The sequence below is a fragment of the Bacillus sp. LR--39 genome (assembly GCF_053613335.1).
In genome coordinates this window covers 112,138-128,159 of record NZ_JBSIOT010000002.1, presented here as the reverse complement: position 1 = coordinate 128,159, position 16,022 = coordinate 112,138, and the positions used below count along the sequence as shown (strand labels likewise).

13 protein-coding genes, 1 pseudogene and 1 riboswitch are annotated in these 16,022 nt (G+C 45.7%); of the genes and pseudogenes, 6 read left to right on the top strand and 8 right to left on the bottom strand.

From position 1 onward, the window contains the following. Window positions 1-14 precede the first annotated feature (14 nt). Window positions 15-1,262: an outer membrane protein assembly factor BamB family protein gene (locus ACWHAR_RS10360; protein ID WP_032875490.1), complete on the bottom strand. Its 1,248-nt coding sequence runs from the start codon at window positions 1,260-1,262 to the stop codon at window positions 15-17. A 103-nt stretch (window positions 1,263-1,365) separates the two neighbouring features. Next, window positions 1,366-1,785 carry a DUF5391 family protein gene (locus ACWHAR_RS10355; protein WP_007614895.1) on the bottom strand — a complete coding sequence of 140 codons (420 nt, stop codon included), beginning with the start codon at window positions 1,783-1,785 and terminating at the stop codon, window positions 1,366-1,368. Between the two features lie 142 nt (window positions 1,786-1,927). Here ACWHAR_RS10355 and ACWHAR_RS10350 point away from each other — a divergent pair, with 142 nt between their 5' ends. The 3 genes from ACWHAR_RS10350 (at window position 1,928) to ACWHAR_RS10340 (ending at window position 4,009) form a co-directional block, all read left to right on the top strand. Next, the gene (locus tag ACWHAR_RS10350; RefSeq protein ID WP_007407855.1) at window positions 1,928-2,239 is read left to right on the top strand and encodes an ArsR/SmtB family transcription factor; all 312 of its coding nucleotides are present in this window, start codon (window positions 1,928-1,930) and stop codon (window positions 2,237-2,239) included. Window positions 2,240-2,317: 78 nt separating this feature from the next. Continuing rightward, window positions 2,318-3,484, top strand: a complete 1,167-nt coding sequence (locus tag ACWHAR_RS10345) for an MFS transporter (protein WP_032875488.1) — start codon at window positions 2,318-2,320, stop codon at window positions 3,482-3,484. A gap of 69 nt (window positions 3,485-3,553) precedes the next feature. Beyond that, on the top strand, window positions 3,554-4,009 hold the full coding sequence (locus ACWHAR_RS10340) for an RDD family protein (RefSeq protein ID WP_004393190.1): 456 nt from the start codon (window positions 3,554-3,556) through the stop codon (window positions 4,007-4,009). A gap of 36 nt (window positions 4,010-4,045) precedes the next feature. Here the strand turns inward: ACWHAR_RS10340 and ACWHAR_RS10335 are convergent, their stop codons facing one another. Continuing rightward, window positions 4,046-4,732: a VOC family protein gene (locus ACWHAR_RS10335; RefSeq protein ID WP_032875485.1), complete on the bottom strand. Its 687-nt coding sequence runs from the start codon at window positions 4,730-4,732 to the stop codon at window positions 4,046-4,048. A gap of 298 nt (window positions 4,733-5,030) precedes the next feature. Between ACWHAR_RS10335 and ahpC the strand changes: the two genes are divergently transcribed. Beyond that, on the top strand, window positions 5,031-5,594 hold the full coding sequence (ahpC, locus tag ACWHAR_RS10330; RefSeq protein ID WP_004393188.1) for an alkyl hydroperoxide reductase subunit C: 564 nt from the start codon (window positions 5,031-5,033) through the stop codon (window positions 5,592-5,594). Window positions 5,595-5,607: 13 nt separating this feature from the next. Beyond that, complete coding sequence (ahpF, locus tag ACWHAR_RS10325; RefSeq protein ID WP_007614902.1) at window positions 5,608-7,137, top strand: alkyl hydroperoxide reductase subunit F; 1,530 nt, start codon at window positions 5,608-5,610, stop codon at window positions 7,135-7,137. Window positions 7,138-7,182: 45 nt separating this feature from the next. On the opposite strand, the gene ACWHAR_RS10320 is transcribed toward ahpF, so the two are convergent. Both ACWHAR_RS10320 and ACWHAR_RS10315 read right to left on the bottom strand, forming a co-directional pair. Further along, on the bottom strand, window positions 7,183-8,415 hold the full coding sequence (locus ACWHAR_RS10320; RefSeq protein WP_032875482.1) for a Fic family protein: 1,233 nt from the start codon (window positions 8,413-8,415) through the stop codon (window positions 7,183-7,185). Window positions 8,416-8,554: 139 nt separating this feature from the next. Continuing rightward, a complete protein-coding gene (locus tag ACWHAR_RS10315; protein WP_032875479.1) occupies window positions 8,555-9,901 on the bottom strand; it encodes an amino acid permease in 1,347 nt (448 codons plus the stop codon). Window positions 9,902-10,046: 145 nt separating this feature from the next. Then, window positions 10,047-10,127, bottom strand: a riboswitch (glycine riboswitch). Window positions 10,128-10,425: 298 nt separating this feature from the next. Here ACWHAR_RS10315 and fbp point away from each other — a divergent pair. Further along, window positions 10,426-12,351, top strand: a complete 1,926-nt coding sequence (gene fbp, locus ACWHAR_RS10310) for a fructose-1,6-bisphosphatase (protein WP_032875476.1) — start codon at window positions 10,426-10,428, stop codon at window positions 12,349-12,351. A 52-nt stretch (window positions 12,352-12,403) separates the two neighbouring features. On the opposite strand, the gene ACWHAR_RS10305 is transcribed toward fbp, so the two are convergent. The 3 genes and pseudogenes from ACWHAR_RS10305 to ACWHAR_RS10295 form a co-directional block, all read right to left on the bottom strand. Beyond that, window positions 12,404-12,868 (bottom strand): (2Fe-2S)-binding protein, encoded by a 465-nt coding sequence (locus tag ACWHAR_RS10305; RefSeq protein WP_014419315.1) that lies wholly within the window; start codon window positions 12,866-12,868, stop codon window positions 12,404-12,406. Then, window positions 12,861-13,703 (bottom strand): FAD binding domain-containing protein, encoded by an 843-nt coding sequence (locus ACWHAR_RS10300; RefSeq protein WP_032875473.1) that lies wholly within the window; start codon window positions 13,701-13,703, stop codon window positions 12,861-12,863. The genes ACWHAR_RS10305 and ACWHAR_RS10300 overlap by 8 nt, the downstream gene beginning before the upstream one ends. Then, window positions 13,690-16,021: pseudogene (locus ACWHAR_RS10295) on the bottom strand (xanthine dehydrogenase family protein molybdopterin-binding subunit). Before ACWHAR_RS10295 ends, ACWHAR_RS10300 begins: the two are co-directional and overlap by 14 nt. Window position 16,022: the final 1 nt, after the last annotated feature.

Sequence of the window (16,022 nt, the reverse complement as noted above, 5' to 3'; positions counted from 1 at the left end):
CGGATTCTTTTTTATTATTTTTTTGCTCCGAATGCGAGCAGTTTCGTATAAGTGCCGACATAGAGCGTGCCGTCTTCAGCCAGAACCGGGGAGGAAATGACATTGCTGTCTGTTTGATAGCGCCATTTTTCATTGCCGTCAGCGTCAACCGCATAGACATTTTTATCGTCAGAACCGAAGTACACATTGCCGTCCGCATCAATCAGCGGCGCCGTTCTCACAGGCCCGTCCGTATAGAAAGACCAGTTCATATTGCCGGTTTTGCTGATGGAAAACAGCTCGCCGCTTCCGGAACCGATATACACATTGCCGTTATGGTCGATCGCTAATGAAGAGCTGGAGAAACCGTTTAACGGGAACGTCCACTTTACAGCACCCGTTGATGTATAGGCGTATAAGTTGCCGTCCTGGTTTCCGGCGTAAACGGTGCCGTCTCTATCAATAACCGGATAACCTTTAAACCCGTTGGACGTCGTTTTTGACCATTTCACTTGGCCCGTTCCGGAATTGATCGCGTAAAAGATATTATTGTACGTTGCCGTATACAGAGTGCCGTTTGATGCTAACACGGGAGCGGAGCCGACCACGCCGTTTGTTTTAAACTTCCACTTTTGCGTCCATGTCGAAGCCGACGTCGGTTTAATCGCATAGATATAGTTATCCAGCGTCGACACATACAGCGTGCCGTCAGAGCCGATAGCCGCATCGGAACTCGGCGCTCCGCTCAGCGGAACCGATGTTAAAATGTTTCCGGTTTCTTTGTCGATGAAATATAGTTTTTTATCGTGAGAAGGAAGATAAATGACACCGTTTGTTCCGAGCACCGGAGTCAGCGTATAGGTCGTCCCAAGGTTTTCCGTCACCCATTTCACAGTACCGTTCGGATGATACGCCGTGAGCTTCCCGTCTTTTGATTGAATAAATACGGTGCCGTCCCCATCAACCGCGGCTCCCGCACCGTTTTGAGGATTGGCCGGAACATTCTTTTCCCATTTTAATGCGCCATCGGCAGTGCTTGTAAACCGGCTTTCTCTTGACCAGTTGAACATCGTCGGAGACATCGCCTGCGCGTCATACCGTCCCGCCAAGAAACCGGATGCCGCATGATTTTGTTTAAATACCGTTTCCGCGGCTTGAGCAGCCGCCGGATGCAGCCATTTTGCCCCCGGCAGATCAGTAACCGCTCCCACAGATAAAGCCGCAGCAACCGCAGCGCCGGCCGCCAATGTTTTCACTCGCAATGAAGCTGTCTTTTTTTTCAATGTCAGTTCCTCCCGTTTCTATTAAAAGCTGCTATACCACTTTGATCATACCATAATTAACCTATGAAATATTTGTATTTTCGGTAGATTTATAGAACAAATGTCACATAGCCTGCTGATGCTTCGGGGATGATCGAAACGCGGCAATATACCACACCACATTGACGATAAAAGCCGCGCCTGACCAAACGAAAAGGCCGTAATAAAGAGACAGCTCCTGCCCTAAGGAAATTGCGGTCAATAACGTCACCAACAAGACAGCCGCGCAAATGATAAGCCCGATTCCGCAAAAAACGGCCATGATGATTTTCATGACACGAATACCGAGAATATACAAAATGAGCGGGACCGCATATATCACAAGGATCTGGCCGACGGCGGCCCACATGCCCGCGGAATTAAAACGATTCGCGTTCGGCCCCGTTTCCGCAAGCGGAGAAAGCGAGACGAGGACCGGCAATAAACAAAACAGCAGAGCGGAAAGCAAGGTCACCGCAACCGCACCTTTTTTCTTTTGATTCATGTGAATATCCTCCTGACAATAACCCGGCTTTTTTACCGGTAATCTGATAATATGTTATATTTTAGCACGATATTTACTTAATTTGAGAATGTTTTCCCAAAAACGAATTTACAAATCCAGAAAAATAGATATAATAAACGTTATGGAACCGATATTGATTCATAAAGCGTTATCTAACAAAACACGAAGTGATATTATGACGTGGCTTAAACACCCGGAGGACCATTTTGATGAAAGACCTTATCTTGATCAGGGACTCAGTTTCCGCACCGGAATTTGCGTCGGTGATATTCAGGCAAAGTCGGGGCTTGCGCAGTCCGTCATCTCCAGCTACCTGCTGACCATGCAAAAAGCCGGCCTGCTGGAATCCGAACGAATCGGAAAATGGACCTATTACAGAAGGAATGAAAAACAAATTAAAGCCTTTGCTGACTATGTTCAGCACCAGCTATAACCATGAAAGGAGGGCTTTTTTTGTTATAACATATCTATTTATCTATATATGTAGTTATAAAAGGAGGCATACATAACAATGAAAAAAAGCAGTTCCATCTTCATTCTGTTTTTGGCATTAGGGGTTTTCGGAATTATCACGACCGAAATGGGCATTATCGGCGTTCTTCCGCAAGTGGCGGACAGATTTCATATTTCTGCTTCAAAAGCGGGGTGGCTTGTCAGTATTTTCGCGTTCATCGTTGCTGTGTCGGGACCGTTTTTGACCTTGCTTGCTTCAGGCATAAACCGGAAATACATTCTGCTTTTGGCGGTGCTGATGTTTGCCGTTTCAAATGCGGTCTACGCGTATACGGCGCATTTCAGTGTCATGCTGGCGTTTCGGATCATTCCGGCTTTATGCCACCCGGTGTTCTTTTCTGTAGCGCTTGCGGCCGCGGCCCGGCTTGTCCCCGCCGGCCAATCCGGAAAAGCAGTAACGAAAGTCTTTTCAGGCATCACCGCCGGCTTTGCGTTCGGCGTGCCTTTCACGTCTTATCTGGCGGATCGTCTCTCCCTTGAAGCCGCCTTCTTATTCGGCGCTATCATCAGTCTCATCGCGTTCACGGGCATTCTTCTCTTTTTGCCATCCATGCCGGTCACAGAAAAAATGTCTTTCAGAAGCCAGCTCGGCATCCTTCGCAAACCGGCTTTGTGGCTCAATATCGCTGCCGTCACCTGTCTCTTTGCGGCCATGTTTTCTGTCTACAGCTATTTTGCGGAGTACCTCGGACGGGTGTCCCATATGAATGGTACATGGGTCAGCTTCATGCTGATGGGCTTCGGAGTGATTATGATAGCCGGGAATTTCGTCTTCGGTGCTTTGTTATATAAAAATATGAAAAAGACCGTCATCCTGTTTCCGCTTCTTTATACAGCCGCCTACTTGCTCATATACGGGTTTGGGACGTCTTTCGCGCCGATGGCCGTCCTCGTCTTCGTATGGGGCGCCGTTCATTCCGGCGGGCTCATTGTCAGCCAGACATGGCTTACTGCGGAAGCAAAGGAGGCCCCCGAATTCGGCAACAGCCTGTTTGTCTCCTTTTCCAACCTCGGCATCACCATCGGAACGGCGGCGGGCGGCTGGTTTATTTCACATTTGGGAGTCCATCAGCTGATGTGGTGCGGCATCATGTTTGCCCTTCTGGCTTTCGGACTGATCATGGGACGCTTGGCATGGAGAAAGAGGCTGCTCGCAGAAGCTTAAGCTCCATTGCAAAATCCGGAATGATTACGTATAATATTCCAGATTAAAGCAAGGGAGAGAAAAAGATACATGGAAAGACCGGCAGGATTTTGGATTCGGTTTCTGGCTTACGTCATTGATCAAATCATCATAGGAATTCCGATTTTTATCATTCAATTTATGGTCTCTTTTTTATTTGCGGCAGGCGTTGCGGCGGCTGACCCCTTCATGACCGAAAATCAGTTTAACATCTCTTTTCTGGTGTTCGGCGTCATCCCGATTCTTGTGAGCTCTTTTGTGATCAGTATCTTATATTTCAGCCTGCTCACGGCCTCAAAGATGCAGGGGACTCTGGGAAAAGCATTGCTCGGCCTTAAGGTCGTCAATGAGGATGGCGGACGGATATCCATCGGCCAGGCCTTCGGACGCGCTTTCGCATATATCATATCTAAGCTCATTCTTTATATCGGATTCATCATGGGCGCCTTCGGAGAGAAAAAAACGCTGCACGACATCATGTGCAGCACCCGTGTTGTCTATAAATAATGACCTCAAGTCCGGGCCTTTTGAGCCCGGGCTTTTTTATGACGGCTGTGCCCGCCTGATGTCAATGCCGCCCTTTCCGTCAGCCTCAATGCGGACCGTCCCGTTCACAATGACAGACAGCGGATGGAACTCCGCATGCTGATCAGAAAAAATCCAGCGGCGGCCGCTCGCCCCTAAAAGCAAAAACGCCCCATCATTGTAATCACCCATAAAATGAAACCCGTCTTCCCTAAGGGGCGCATGCTTTCTCACCGGAATGCCGAAACGCTGCAGCTCCCTCCCGGTTGATACGACCCCGGCAGCCGTCAGATTCACCTCACCGATATTCAGAACGGACTCAATCGAAAAACGTTCCGCGCTTGGCGGCGATGTTTCTCTCGCGATGAATTCCGCCAGATTGTTGGACGGATCTTTGAAATAAAAGGAACGCGCCTGAATATGAGAGAAATACACCTCATCCTCCCCATCTTCCGTTTGAAAAACGACTTTATCCTTTATCCACGCCTTCGCCTCATCAAAACGATTATTCGGAATGTTAAACGCGAAATGATACGTCGGATGAGAGTGAGAATCGGCGCGCCTGAATTCCAACTCACTTTCTCCCGCCTTGATTGTAAACGAATCACCGGACTCATCAATTAAAGGAAAACCTAACACCCGTTCATAGAAGTGTTTCGTCTCCTCCAACGCACAACTGTACAAAGTAATGTTATTTATTTGCATGATCATACCCCCTTTGGTTTATACTGCCATATAGAAGGGTTGATTCCTACTGTTTCAATGCACCAATTGAGAATCCCCCTTTCGCCCGGCGCTAAACAGGACAAACAGCGCCAAACCGCTTATACCAGGTGTTTTTGAACGTCTAAAGCAAAAAAAGCAGAAAATAATACCCCATATAGCTTGACAAAAAATAAATGTTATTTAATAATCTATATATAATTAGAATTATTATTGAAAGATAAAGTGAATGCTTTGTCTTTTTAATATATTTCAAATCACATTTCAGGAGGAAGATATTATGTCTTTAATCGGAAAAGAAGTACTGCCATTCGAAGCAAAAGCTTTCAAAAACGGTGAATTCATCGATGTAACTAACGAAGATTTGAAAGGTCAATGGAGCGTTTTCTGCTTCTACCCAGCGGATTTCTCTTTCGTTTGCCCGACTGAACTTGAAGATCTTCAAGGACAATACGCTGCACTGAAAGAATTAGGTGTTGAAGTATACTCTGTTTCTACAGATACTCACTTCGTACACAAAGGCTGGCATGACAGCTCTGAAAAAATCGGCAAAATCACTTACGCAATGATCGGTGACCCATCTCAAACGATCTCCCGCAACTTCGACGTTCTTGACGAAGAAACTGGTCTTGCTGACCGCGGAACATTCATCATCGATCCTGATGGCGTCATCCAAACAGTTGAAATCAATGCAGGCGGTATCGGCCGTGACGCAAGCAACCTTGTAAACAAAGTAAAAGCAGCTCAATACGTTCGTCAAAACCCAGGTGAAGTCTGCCCGGCTAAATGGGAAGAAGGCGGCGAAACACTTACACCTAGCCTTGATTTGGTAGGTAAAATCTAAGGAGTGCATTCCATTGGTACTTGATGCAAATATCAAAGCACAATTAAATCAATACATGCAGCTAATTGAGAACGACATTGTTCTCAAAGTAAGCGCCGGTGACGATGACACTTCTAAGGACATGCTGGCTCTCGTTGACGAGCTGGCTTCCATGTCATCTAAAATTTCAGTTGAAAAAACTGAATTAAACAGAACACCGAGCTTCAGCGTTAATCGTACCGGAGAAGACACAGGCGTTACATTCGCCGGTGTTCCTCTCGGCCACGAATTTACATCATTAGTGCTGGCATTGCTTCAAGTCAGCGGCAGAGCGCCTAAGGCTGATCAAAAGGTCATTGACCAGATTAAGAACATCAGCGGAGAATACCGCTTTGAGTCTTATATCAGCCTGACGTGCCACAACTGCCCTGATGTCGTCCAAGCATTAAACATGATGAGCGTGCTCAACCCGAATATCACACATACAATGATTGACGGCGCGGCATTCAAAGAAGAAGTAGAAAGCAAAAACATTATGGCTGTTCCGACTGTTTTCTTAAACGGTGAATCTTTCGGAAGCGGCCGTATGACCATCGAAGAGATTCTCGCAAAAATGGGCAGCGGCGCAGATGCGTCTGAGTTTGCCGACAAAGAGCCGTTTGACGTTCTTGTTGTCGGCGGCGGACCTGCCGGCGCAAGCGCGGCGATCTACACGGCGCGTAAAGGCATCCGCACCGGTGTCGTCGCTGAACGCTTCGGCGGCCAGGTACTCGACACCATGAGCATCGAAAACTTCATCAGCGTCAAAGCGACTGAAGGACCGAAGCTCGCTGCAAGCCTTGAAGAGCACGTGAAAGATTATGATATTGACGTCATGAACCTTCAGCGTGCGAAACGCCTTGAGAAAAAAGACCTCTTCGAACTTGAACTTGAAAACGGCGCTGTACTGAAAAGTAAAACAGTGATCCTTTCAACAGGTGCCCGCTGGCGCAATGTCAACGTACCTGGTGAGCAAGAGTTCAAAAACAAAGGTGTCGCTTACTGCCCGCACTGTGACGGACCATTGTTTGAAGGCAAAGACGTAGCGGTTATCGGCGGCGGAAACTCCGGAATCGAAGCGGCGATTGACCTTGCAGGTATCGTCAATCACGTGACTGTGCTGGAATTCGCGCCTGAACTGAAAGCAGACGAAGTCCTGCAAAAACGTCTCTACAGCCTGCCAAACGTCACTGTGCACAAAAATGCACAAACGAAAGAAATCACAGGCGACCAAAACGTAAACGGCATTACGTTCGTTGACCGTGAAACAGGCGAAGAAAAACACGTTGAACTTCAAGGTGTATTCGTCCAAATCGGTCTCGTGCCTAATACAGAATGGTTAGACGAAACTGTCGAACGCAACCGCATCGGCGAAATCATCGTCGATAAGAGCGGCGCGACAAGCGTTCCCGGCCTATTTGCCGCAGGGGACTGCACAGACGGCCCGTACAACCAAATCATTATCTCCATGGGATCAGGTGCAACTGCCGCTTTAGGCGCATTTGATTATTTGATCCGGAATTAATGTAAAAAAGCCGCCATATGAATGGCGGCTTTTTAAATATACTAATTAAGAAGGCAGTATTTCCTCTAAACAATCCTCGCTGATTTTATAAGATTTTGGCCTTCTGCTTACCAGCTCAACAAATCCTTGCTGTTCTAAATAATCCATTACTCTGTTAATTTTATGTCTCGATTTATTTGAGAGCTCCATTAAATCTTGCACCGACAGCGTAACCTGATCATTTACAAATACATTAATCGTGATAATGATATTAAAAATATCACGTTCATCCTTATAATCAGCCCATTGATCGCTATCAATATAGTTCCTAATTCGTTTCAGTTTCATTAAATTAAATTCAAGATCCTCAATAATCCCTTTTTGTCCTGACAGAAGCAATTCCAGCATATCCATTAAATAAAAAGTCAGCTCTCCCCGGTTTAAAGGTGCGGGAATTTCCTCTAATGCCTTGTAATACTTATCTTTGTTCTTATTAACTGCGTAAGAAAAAGTGATGGCTGAATATTTTTCTAAGTATCGGGACAAATAACTCCCAACGATAAGGCGTCCTGTTCTTCCATTGCCGTCATAAAAAGGATGAATGTATTCGTAGTAGTAATGAGCTGTCATGTAACGATACAGCTGGGGATGTGTTTCATCATGAAGATAAGCAATTAAAGCCTCAAGCGCTTCTGTTATCTTCTGTTCAGAATTAACGCCGATATGGGTGGTCATGTTCCCATCGTTCACTTCAACATAGCCTTTTCTGAATAGCTCACCATCCGGCGCATCTTCTGCTCCGATTTCATCTGCGACCAGCTCGTCATATAATTCCCTAAAGTCATGAATGCTTGTAAACGACGGAATTCGGTCTATAAATTGATATGTTTTCATCAATCCAACAAACCGCTTATGTGAGGGCTCGGATTGTTCTAACGCTTTAAGAGCCTCTTTCAATTCTTTTTTTGTACTGCGGATTCCTTCAATTTCATTATTACTCTGGGCTTCATTAATAATTAATTTATCAAAATACGGTTTGACGGCAAATTCGGGGAGCTGACTGATAAGGGATGAAATTTTGGAACTGTTTAACAACACTTCATTATTCAGCTTCATGAGTTTATGTGTATTCACATAAAATAGCTCAAATGAATCGTCCGTGGGTCGGCCTTTTCGGAACCCCCGTATGTTTAGTGATGTTGAATAACTGCCATAGCTGCTTGTTCTCTTTTTACATTCTTTCTCATATGAATCAGCATCCATTTTATAAAAAAGCTTAGATAACTTCTCATACTTCATATTATCACCTCGCTTGATTTAAAATTATACACTTTTTTAAATTATACAATCATTATAGCCTGAATTCTAACAAATATTCCCGCTTTCCAATCAAAACAAAAAACGGCATACTGCATGGCAGTACACCGTCTGAAGCAATTCAATCTGTCTTTCTCCCTCTCGCCCGATAGATAAGAAACAGTCCAATAAACCACAGCGGCGTCAGCAGCAAAGCCGGGCGCGTCGCATCCGCAAACAGCATAATCACCAGAATGACGGCAAACAGCGCCAGCACGGCGTAATTGATAAACGGTGCAAACGGCGCCTTGAAAGACGAGCTTGCGTGTAAGTCCGGACGGGTTTTCCTGTATCTGATATGACAGACCAGAATCACGCCCCACACCCAAATGAAACAAATCGCGCTGATGGTTGTCACGATGCCAAAAGCCGCTTCCGGTATCAATTTGCTTAAAAGAGCGCCAGCTGACAGCACAATAACCGATATCCATAATGCGCGGCTCGGCACATGATTTTTATTCAGCTTCGCAAAACTTGCAGGCGCTTGTTTCGTTTTGCTTAAGTTATACAAAATCCGGCTTGTTGAAAACATCCCGCTGTTACAAGCAGAAGCGGCAGACGTTAATACGACAAAATTAATGATTCCCGCGGCTAACGGGATGCCGACCAGACTGAAGGTCTTCACAAAAGGACTTTCCGCCGCATTCAGCTGCATCCACGGGTTAATACATAAAAGAATGAGCAATGCCCCGACGTAGAAAAATAAAATCCGTAAAGGAATTTTATTGATAGCGGACGGAATATTTTTTTTCGGATTTGACGTTTCCGCCGCCGACACACCCACTAATTCCACACCGACATAGGCGAAGATCACCATCTGGAACGAAAGCAAAAAGCCTGAAAATCCGTTCGGAAACAAACCGCCGTGATCCCACAGATTCGCCGCTGAAACCGTTCCGGTATGCGTTTTGAACCCAATCACCAGCAGAACCACCCCGATGACAATTAACGCGAGAATCGTGACTACCTTAATTAAGGCGAACCAAAACTCCAATTCTCCAAAAATCTTAACCGTTAACAGATTAAGCCCTAATAAAATGAGCAAACAGATAAGTGCCGGAATCCACTGCGGAATATCAAACCAATATTTCACATACACACCGACGGCGATCACATCCGCCATAGCCGTCATAATCCAGCAAAACCAATAGGTCCAGCCGGTGACAAACGCTGCACGCGGCCCTAAATACGCCTCGGCAATATCCGTTAATGATTGGTAGCCCGCTTTAGATAACAGCAGTTCTCCCAGCGCCCGCATGACGAAAAAAAGCGCAATACCTACAATAAAATACGCAAAGATGATAGAAGGACCCGCCAGCTGAATCGCCTTACCAGACCCTAAAAACAATCCGGTGCCGATCGTGCCGCCAATGGCGATCAGCTGCACGTGCCGATTCGATAAGTCCCTCTTTAGCTCTCGCTGCTCCACATCTGACTCCTCCTTACCTCTCTAGTGAACGACGAGCAAAAAAAGCCAATAAAAAAAGAGATTGGATGCCCTCCAATCTCATGGTCATAAGAATATCAAATTATATCTGCGCCGCTGACAATCAACAGCATGACAAATACATATTCGGTACTCTTCTGTCCTTTTGCCTGAGATTGTGAACCCTTCGGCGCCGCGGAAAATCCGCGGTCTCTCCAGAAGCCGCTCCTGCTGTAGTGCGACCCACAGCAATCATAGCCTGCTACGTATTGAGTTTATGATAGAAATACCTATCAGCTAACTTTTTATTTTAATGGAAGTTGAATTCATTGTCAATAGGGGGATGAGCTCACGGCGTTATCCCGGTCCAATTTTCGATGCCTGAAGCGCCGTATTTTCCGTTTTCATTGTCTCAAAAAGGCGATTTGCGGTACTATCATATAAGGTCTAATGATGTAAACTTTATGTCATACTTTAAATTCACCTTACCATACAATGGCTCGTAAATAAAAAGGGGATGGACGAGATTGGAAACCAAATATTTAGATCTGCTCGCACAAAAATACGATTGTGAAGAAAAAGTGGTCACGGAAATCATTAATCTGAAAGCGATACTGAACCTGCCGAAAGGAACCGAGCATTTCGTCAGTGATCTGCACGGGGAGTATCAGGCATTCCAGCACGTGCTGCGGAACGGTTCAGGAAGAGTAAAAGAGAAGATCCGCGATATTTTCAGCGGCGTCATTTACGATAGACAAATTGATGAACTGGCGGCTTTGGTCTATTACCCTGAGGACAAACTAAAGCTGATCAAACATGACTTTGATACGAAAGAGGCATTAAATGAGTGGTATAAAGAAACGATTCATCGGATGATTAAGCTCGTTTCTTATTGTTCTTCCAAGTACACCCGCTCCAAATTGCGCAAAGCACTGCCCGCCCAATTTGCTTATATTTCTGAAGAGCTGCTGTACAAAACAGAACAAGCCGCCAACAAAGAACAATACTATTCCGAAATCATAGAACAGATCATTGCGCTCGGTCAGGCCGATAAGCTGATCACCGGTCTTGCCTACAGCACGCAGCGATTGGTGGTCGACCATCTGCATGTTGTCGGCGATATTTACGACCGCGGACCACAGCCGGATAAAATCATGGAAGAACTGATCAACTATCATTCAGTGGATATTCAATGGGGGAATCATGATGTTCTCTGGATAGGCGCTTATTCCGGCTCAAAAGTATGCCTGGCAAACATTATCCGCATCTGTGCCCGCTATGACAATCTGGACATTATTGAGGACGTTTACGGCATCAATCTGAGACCGCTATTGAACCTTGCCGAAAAGTATTACGATGATAACCCGTCTTTCCGTCCGAAAGCGGACGAAAACAGACCGGAAGATGAGATTAAACAAATCACAAAAATTCATCAGGCGATCGCGATGATCCAATTCAAGCTTGAGAGCCCGATTATTAAGAGACGGCCGAACTTTAATATGGAGGAACGGCTGTTACTGGAAAAGATCGATTATGACCGCAATGAAATCACGCTGAACGGAAAAACATATCAACTGGAAAACACCTGCTTTGCGACGGTGAATCCTAAACAGCCTGACGAGCTGTTAGAAGAAGAAGCAGAAGTCATGGACAAGCTGCTGTTCTCTGTTCAGAACTCCGAAAAGCTGGGCCGCCATATGAATTTTATGATGAAAAAAGGCAGCCTTTATCTAAAATATAACGGCAACCTGCTGATTCACGGCTGTATTCCCGTCGATGAAAACGGCAGCATGGAAACGATGATGATAGAGGATAAAGCTTATGCGGGCCGTGAGCTGCTCGATGTATTTGAACGGTTCTTACGGGAAGCGTTTGCCCATCCGGAAGAAACCGATGATCTGGCGACAGATATGACGTGGTACTTATGGACAGGCGAATACTCCTCCCTCTTCGGAAAACGCGCCATGACCACCTTTGAGCGGTATTTCATTAAAGAGAAGGAAACGCATAAAGAAAAGAAAAACCCGTATTACTATTTGCGTGAAGACGAAGCAACCTGCCGAAACATCCTGAAGGAATTCGGCCTTAACCCGGATCACGGCCATATCATCAACGGCCATACACCGGTAAAAGAAATCGAAGGCGAAGATCCGATCAAGGCAAACGGAAAAATGATCGTCATCGACGGCGGCTTCTCCAAATCCTACCAATCCACAACAGGCATCGCCGGCTACACGCTCTTATACAACTCCTACGGCATGCAGCTCGTCGCCCATAAACACTTTAACTCCAAGGCCGAAGTGCTGAACACCGGAACCGACGTCTTAACAGTGAAACGATTAGTCGACAAAGAGCTGGAGCGGAAGAAAGTGAAAGAAACAAACGTCGGTGAAGAACTGATGAAAGAAGTGGCGATTTTGGAGAAACTGCGGGAGTATCGGTATATGAAGTGAAGAATATGGAGTTCAGGGATGATTCTCTGGGCTCTTTTTTTACGGTTGCGAACTAAGAAGTCCCTTTCCCTGTATGTAAAACGGATTTAACCGCTTCTTCAATCTCCCTATAACCCGTGCATCTGCAAATATTGGACTCCAGCCAATTTTTTATCGTGTCATCACTTGCATTCGGCTCAGTATTCACTAAAGCATGACAATTCATGAGAAAACCCGGTGTACAATAACCGCATTGAAACGCGAATTTTTCAATAAAGGCCTTTTGAATCGGTGTATTGATCAGTCCTTCAATTGTCGTAATGTCCTTTCCTTCCCCTTCTGCCGCAAGCATTAAGCAAGATTTCATCGGCACCCCGTCCGTTAATACCGTACAGGCGCCGCAATCCCCATTTAAGCAGCCCGGCTTTGCACCAGTTAATCCGAGACGAAGACGAAGAGCAAATAATAAAGTATCAGCCGGTCTGACCGTAATCTGTCTTTCCTCGCCATTTACTTTCAACGTAATAGGATCAGACATTTGGACCTCCTTCTAATTCCCATAAGGCATCTAAAATTGTATTTTGCAAGACAAATATTCGGTATTCACTTGAGCCTTCTGCGTCATCAAGAACGGGTTTGGGTACATACTGTAAAGACCGGTGCACTCTATCTTCTAATGAATAGCTTTTATCGTTAAGCACAGCCTCCATTTCAGCAGAACGAAACGGAAATGGACATACGCCGCTGAAGGCCATTCTGATCTCATCATCTTTTTTCAGCGCACAGACTGTCACCAATGGATACCCGACATTCCACTGCTGTCTTCTTTTGATACTGACAAATGGCAGGTCAACATACGCTCGATCGACAACGACATGAAATAAAAAATCTCCTTTTCGCAACTGTATTTCCCTGTTAAATACTTTATTTATGGGGCGATAATGAATCCCCGCTCTCCCTGCAATCCCTAGCAAACTATCAGAAATCAGCAACGGCAGCACGGCCTCACGGTAATAGATGCCCCCGCATATGTTTCCGCCCAGGCTGATTTTATTTCGAGTCGTCCGATCCGCAATTTCACTTACCGTTTTACTTAATAGCGGAAATGGATTTTCTTCCTCCAGTTTCGTTAATGACACGCCTGCTCCGATCACCAGATCATGTTCATAAAATCGGATGGTTTGAAATCCCGGAAGCGCGTTCATATCTATCACCGCATCCGTATAGATGATATTCAGCCTTCCTAACGTGATAATTTCCGTGCCGCCGGAATAATACATTGGTGTTTTCTTTTCGGCCGCAAGCGAGTGAAACAGGCCGGTTGTTTCTTGAATGGTCTTCGGTTTAAAATAATTAAAATCAAACGGTATCATCTTTCCACCCCTCTTGCGTCCTCCATAATTGTTCGGGAATGAGAGGAAGTTGATTCAATTGGACACCTAAAGCGGCGGAAAGGCAATTTCCCAATGCTGCCGGCATCCCCAACAGTCCGTGTTCCCCGCCGCCGCGCGCTCCATAAGGCGCGATCACATGCGGGGTTTCAACAAATTCAATGATATATTCAGGCTGCTCTCCATAGTGAAGGGGGCGGTATGTTCTAAGCTGAGGATTTAATACTCTGCCATACGGATCAAATACAAAGGTTTCTCTTCCTCCAAATGCGATTCCCATACTCATCCCCCCCATCACTTGACCCCTTGCAGCTTTTTCATTCAATACAGTTCCTATATCCACAACAGAATAGGCTTTTGTAATTCGGTACGTATAATCCCGTTTATCCAACTCAACTTCAATTCCCTGAGCACCGACAGCCCATTCGGGTCCCGGCTTTCCTCTTCCCGTTTCCCGGTCTAAATTCGTCATCCGGGTTAATGTGTAATTGCCGCTCGCAATGATTTGGCCGCCAATGGTATTTCCATTTGGAAACGTATATCCGTAAGCAATGTCTTTTATGTCAACATGTACAGAAGGATGATCTATAAAATAAACCTTTCCGTCGGCCACTTCCAATTCCTCGACAGGAACCCGCAACACACATGATGCCACGTCTTTCAGCTTTCGAATGGCTTCCTCCGCTGCATTCAGTACGGCATTTCCGGCCATTAACGTCCCTCTGCTCCCCACGGTTTTCCAATGCTCGGGTGTTGTTTGTGTATCTATAAGCATTTTTACATGAATTTTGTTTATATCCATTTTCATTCGTTCCGCCAGGATTTGGGCTAGCACTGTTTTTGTCCCTGTTCCAATTTCCACTACGCCTGACATCAAATTAATGCTTCCATCGGGATTAAAGGTTAAAAGAACCCCGGACGTTGCATTTGTATCAAATGTTGAAGTTTTCCAAATGCAGCTGATTCCCTTCGCCCGTATCTTCCGGCCATCGATTTCAATTCGCTGTCCCTCGTCCCAATTCATTAATTCCTTTAATCTTTCAATGCACTTCGGCACATTTCCGACCGTGCTTGAATTGAGAAGAACTTGAGTCGGTGTGGTGTCACCGGGGCGAATGGCATTTTTATAGCGGAGTTCTAACGGGTCCATGTTCAGCTTTTCCGCCAATACATCCATCGTCCGCTCAAAGGCGAATAACACTTCAGCATGGCTGTAGCCCCTGAATGCACTTGGATATGGATGATTCGTATACATACAATATGAATCACACCGTATATGGTCGATAGCGTACGGACCCGTACAATCAACCACCGCAGCCCGGCTGATGTCCACTCCTTTATCAGAATACGCTCCGCCATCAAATAAAAACTGAATGTCTGCCGCCTTTAAGATTCCATCCTTTGTAGCCCCTAATTTGACAATAGCATCCAATCCTACATGAACGGGAGATGTGATCAGATCCTCTTCTCTCGTATTAAACAATTTGACGGGCCGGCCTCCGACTGCTTTTGATGCCAAATAGGCAATCACCTCTAACTGAACGGCTGCTTTTCCCCCGTACGCTCCTCCTACTAAAGGCGTTTTGACGATAACCTTTCCGGGTTCGATTCCAAAATACCACTGCATTAATTTTTTAATGGCAAAAGGAGCTTGAGAGGATGTGGTAATGATAATCTCCTCATCCGCGCGAATTTCAGCGATCGAGCATCTTGTCTCCATCGCAGCGTGATCAGAAGGGTTAAAGGAAATCTGGAATTCTGCTGTCACATCACTTTCCCTAAACCCGTCTTCAATATTTCCTTTTCTAACCTTATCCAGGTTTGCGATATTTGTCTTCGGAACCGGGAATACACCTTTTGTCTTCTCATAGCGGTCCGCATGTTCATGGACGAGCGGCGCATCCTTTTGAAAGGCCTCACGGGGGGGAATTGACGACGGGAAGAGGTTTATAGGATACTTTGATGGCATCCGCTGCCTTTTTAGCTGTAATCGGATTTTCCGCAACAACAACAGCAACCGGCTCACCATGGTATCTGACCCTTTTATAAGCAATCGGCGACCTGTCTTTAATTTCCTCACCTGCAAGCGGAAAAGGTTCATCTCCCAATATCGCTCTCACTCCGGGAATCTTCCAAGCTTCTGAAAAGTCCATAGACACAATATCGGCATGAGCATATGGACTGATCAGCATTTTTGCGTGTAATGTGCCTGTTTCTTGAAAATCATCCGTATATTTCGCTTTACCCGTCACTTTTTCAAGGGCCTCTTTCCGAATGACACTCTTCCCGATATACTCCAAC

Coding starts and splice junctions, on each gene's coding strand:
- ACWHAR_RS10305 (WP_014419315.1), bottom strand. CDS start 12,868: ATGTCTGATCCTATTACGTTGAAAGTAAATGGCGAGGAAAGACAGATT.
- ahpC (WP_004393188.1), top strand. CDS start 5,031: ATGTCTTTAATCGGAAAAGAAGTACTGCCATTCGAAGCAAAAGCTTTC.
- ACWHAR_RS10320 (WP_032875482.1), bottom strand. CDS start 8,415: ATGAAGTATGAGAAGTTATCTAAGCTTTTTTATAAAATGGATGCTGAT.
- ACWHAR_RS10355 (WP_007614895.1), bottom strand. CDS start 1,785: ATGAATCAAAAGAAAAAAGGTGCGGTTGCGGTGACCTTGCTTTCCGCT.
- ACWHAR_RS10350 (WP_007407855.1), top strand. CDS start 1,928: ATGGAACCGATATTGATTCATAAAGCGTTATCTAACAAAACACGAAGT.
- ACWHAR_RS10340 (WP_004393190.1), top strand. CDS start 3,554: ATGGAAAGACCGGCAGGATTTTGGATTCGGTTTCTGGCTTACGTCATT.
- ACWHAR_RS10300 (WP_032875473.1), bottom strand. CDS start 13,703: ATGATACCGTTTGATTTTAATTATTTTAAACCGAAGACCATTCAAGAA.
- ACWHAR_RS10345 (WP_032875488.1), top strand. CDS start 2,318: ATGAAAAAAAGCAGTTCCATCTTCATTCTGTTTTTGGCATTAGGGGTT.
- ACWHAR_RS10335 (WP_032875485.1), bottom strand. CDS start 4,732: ATGCAAATAAATAACATTACTTTGTACAGTTGTGCGTTGGAGGAGACG.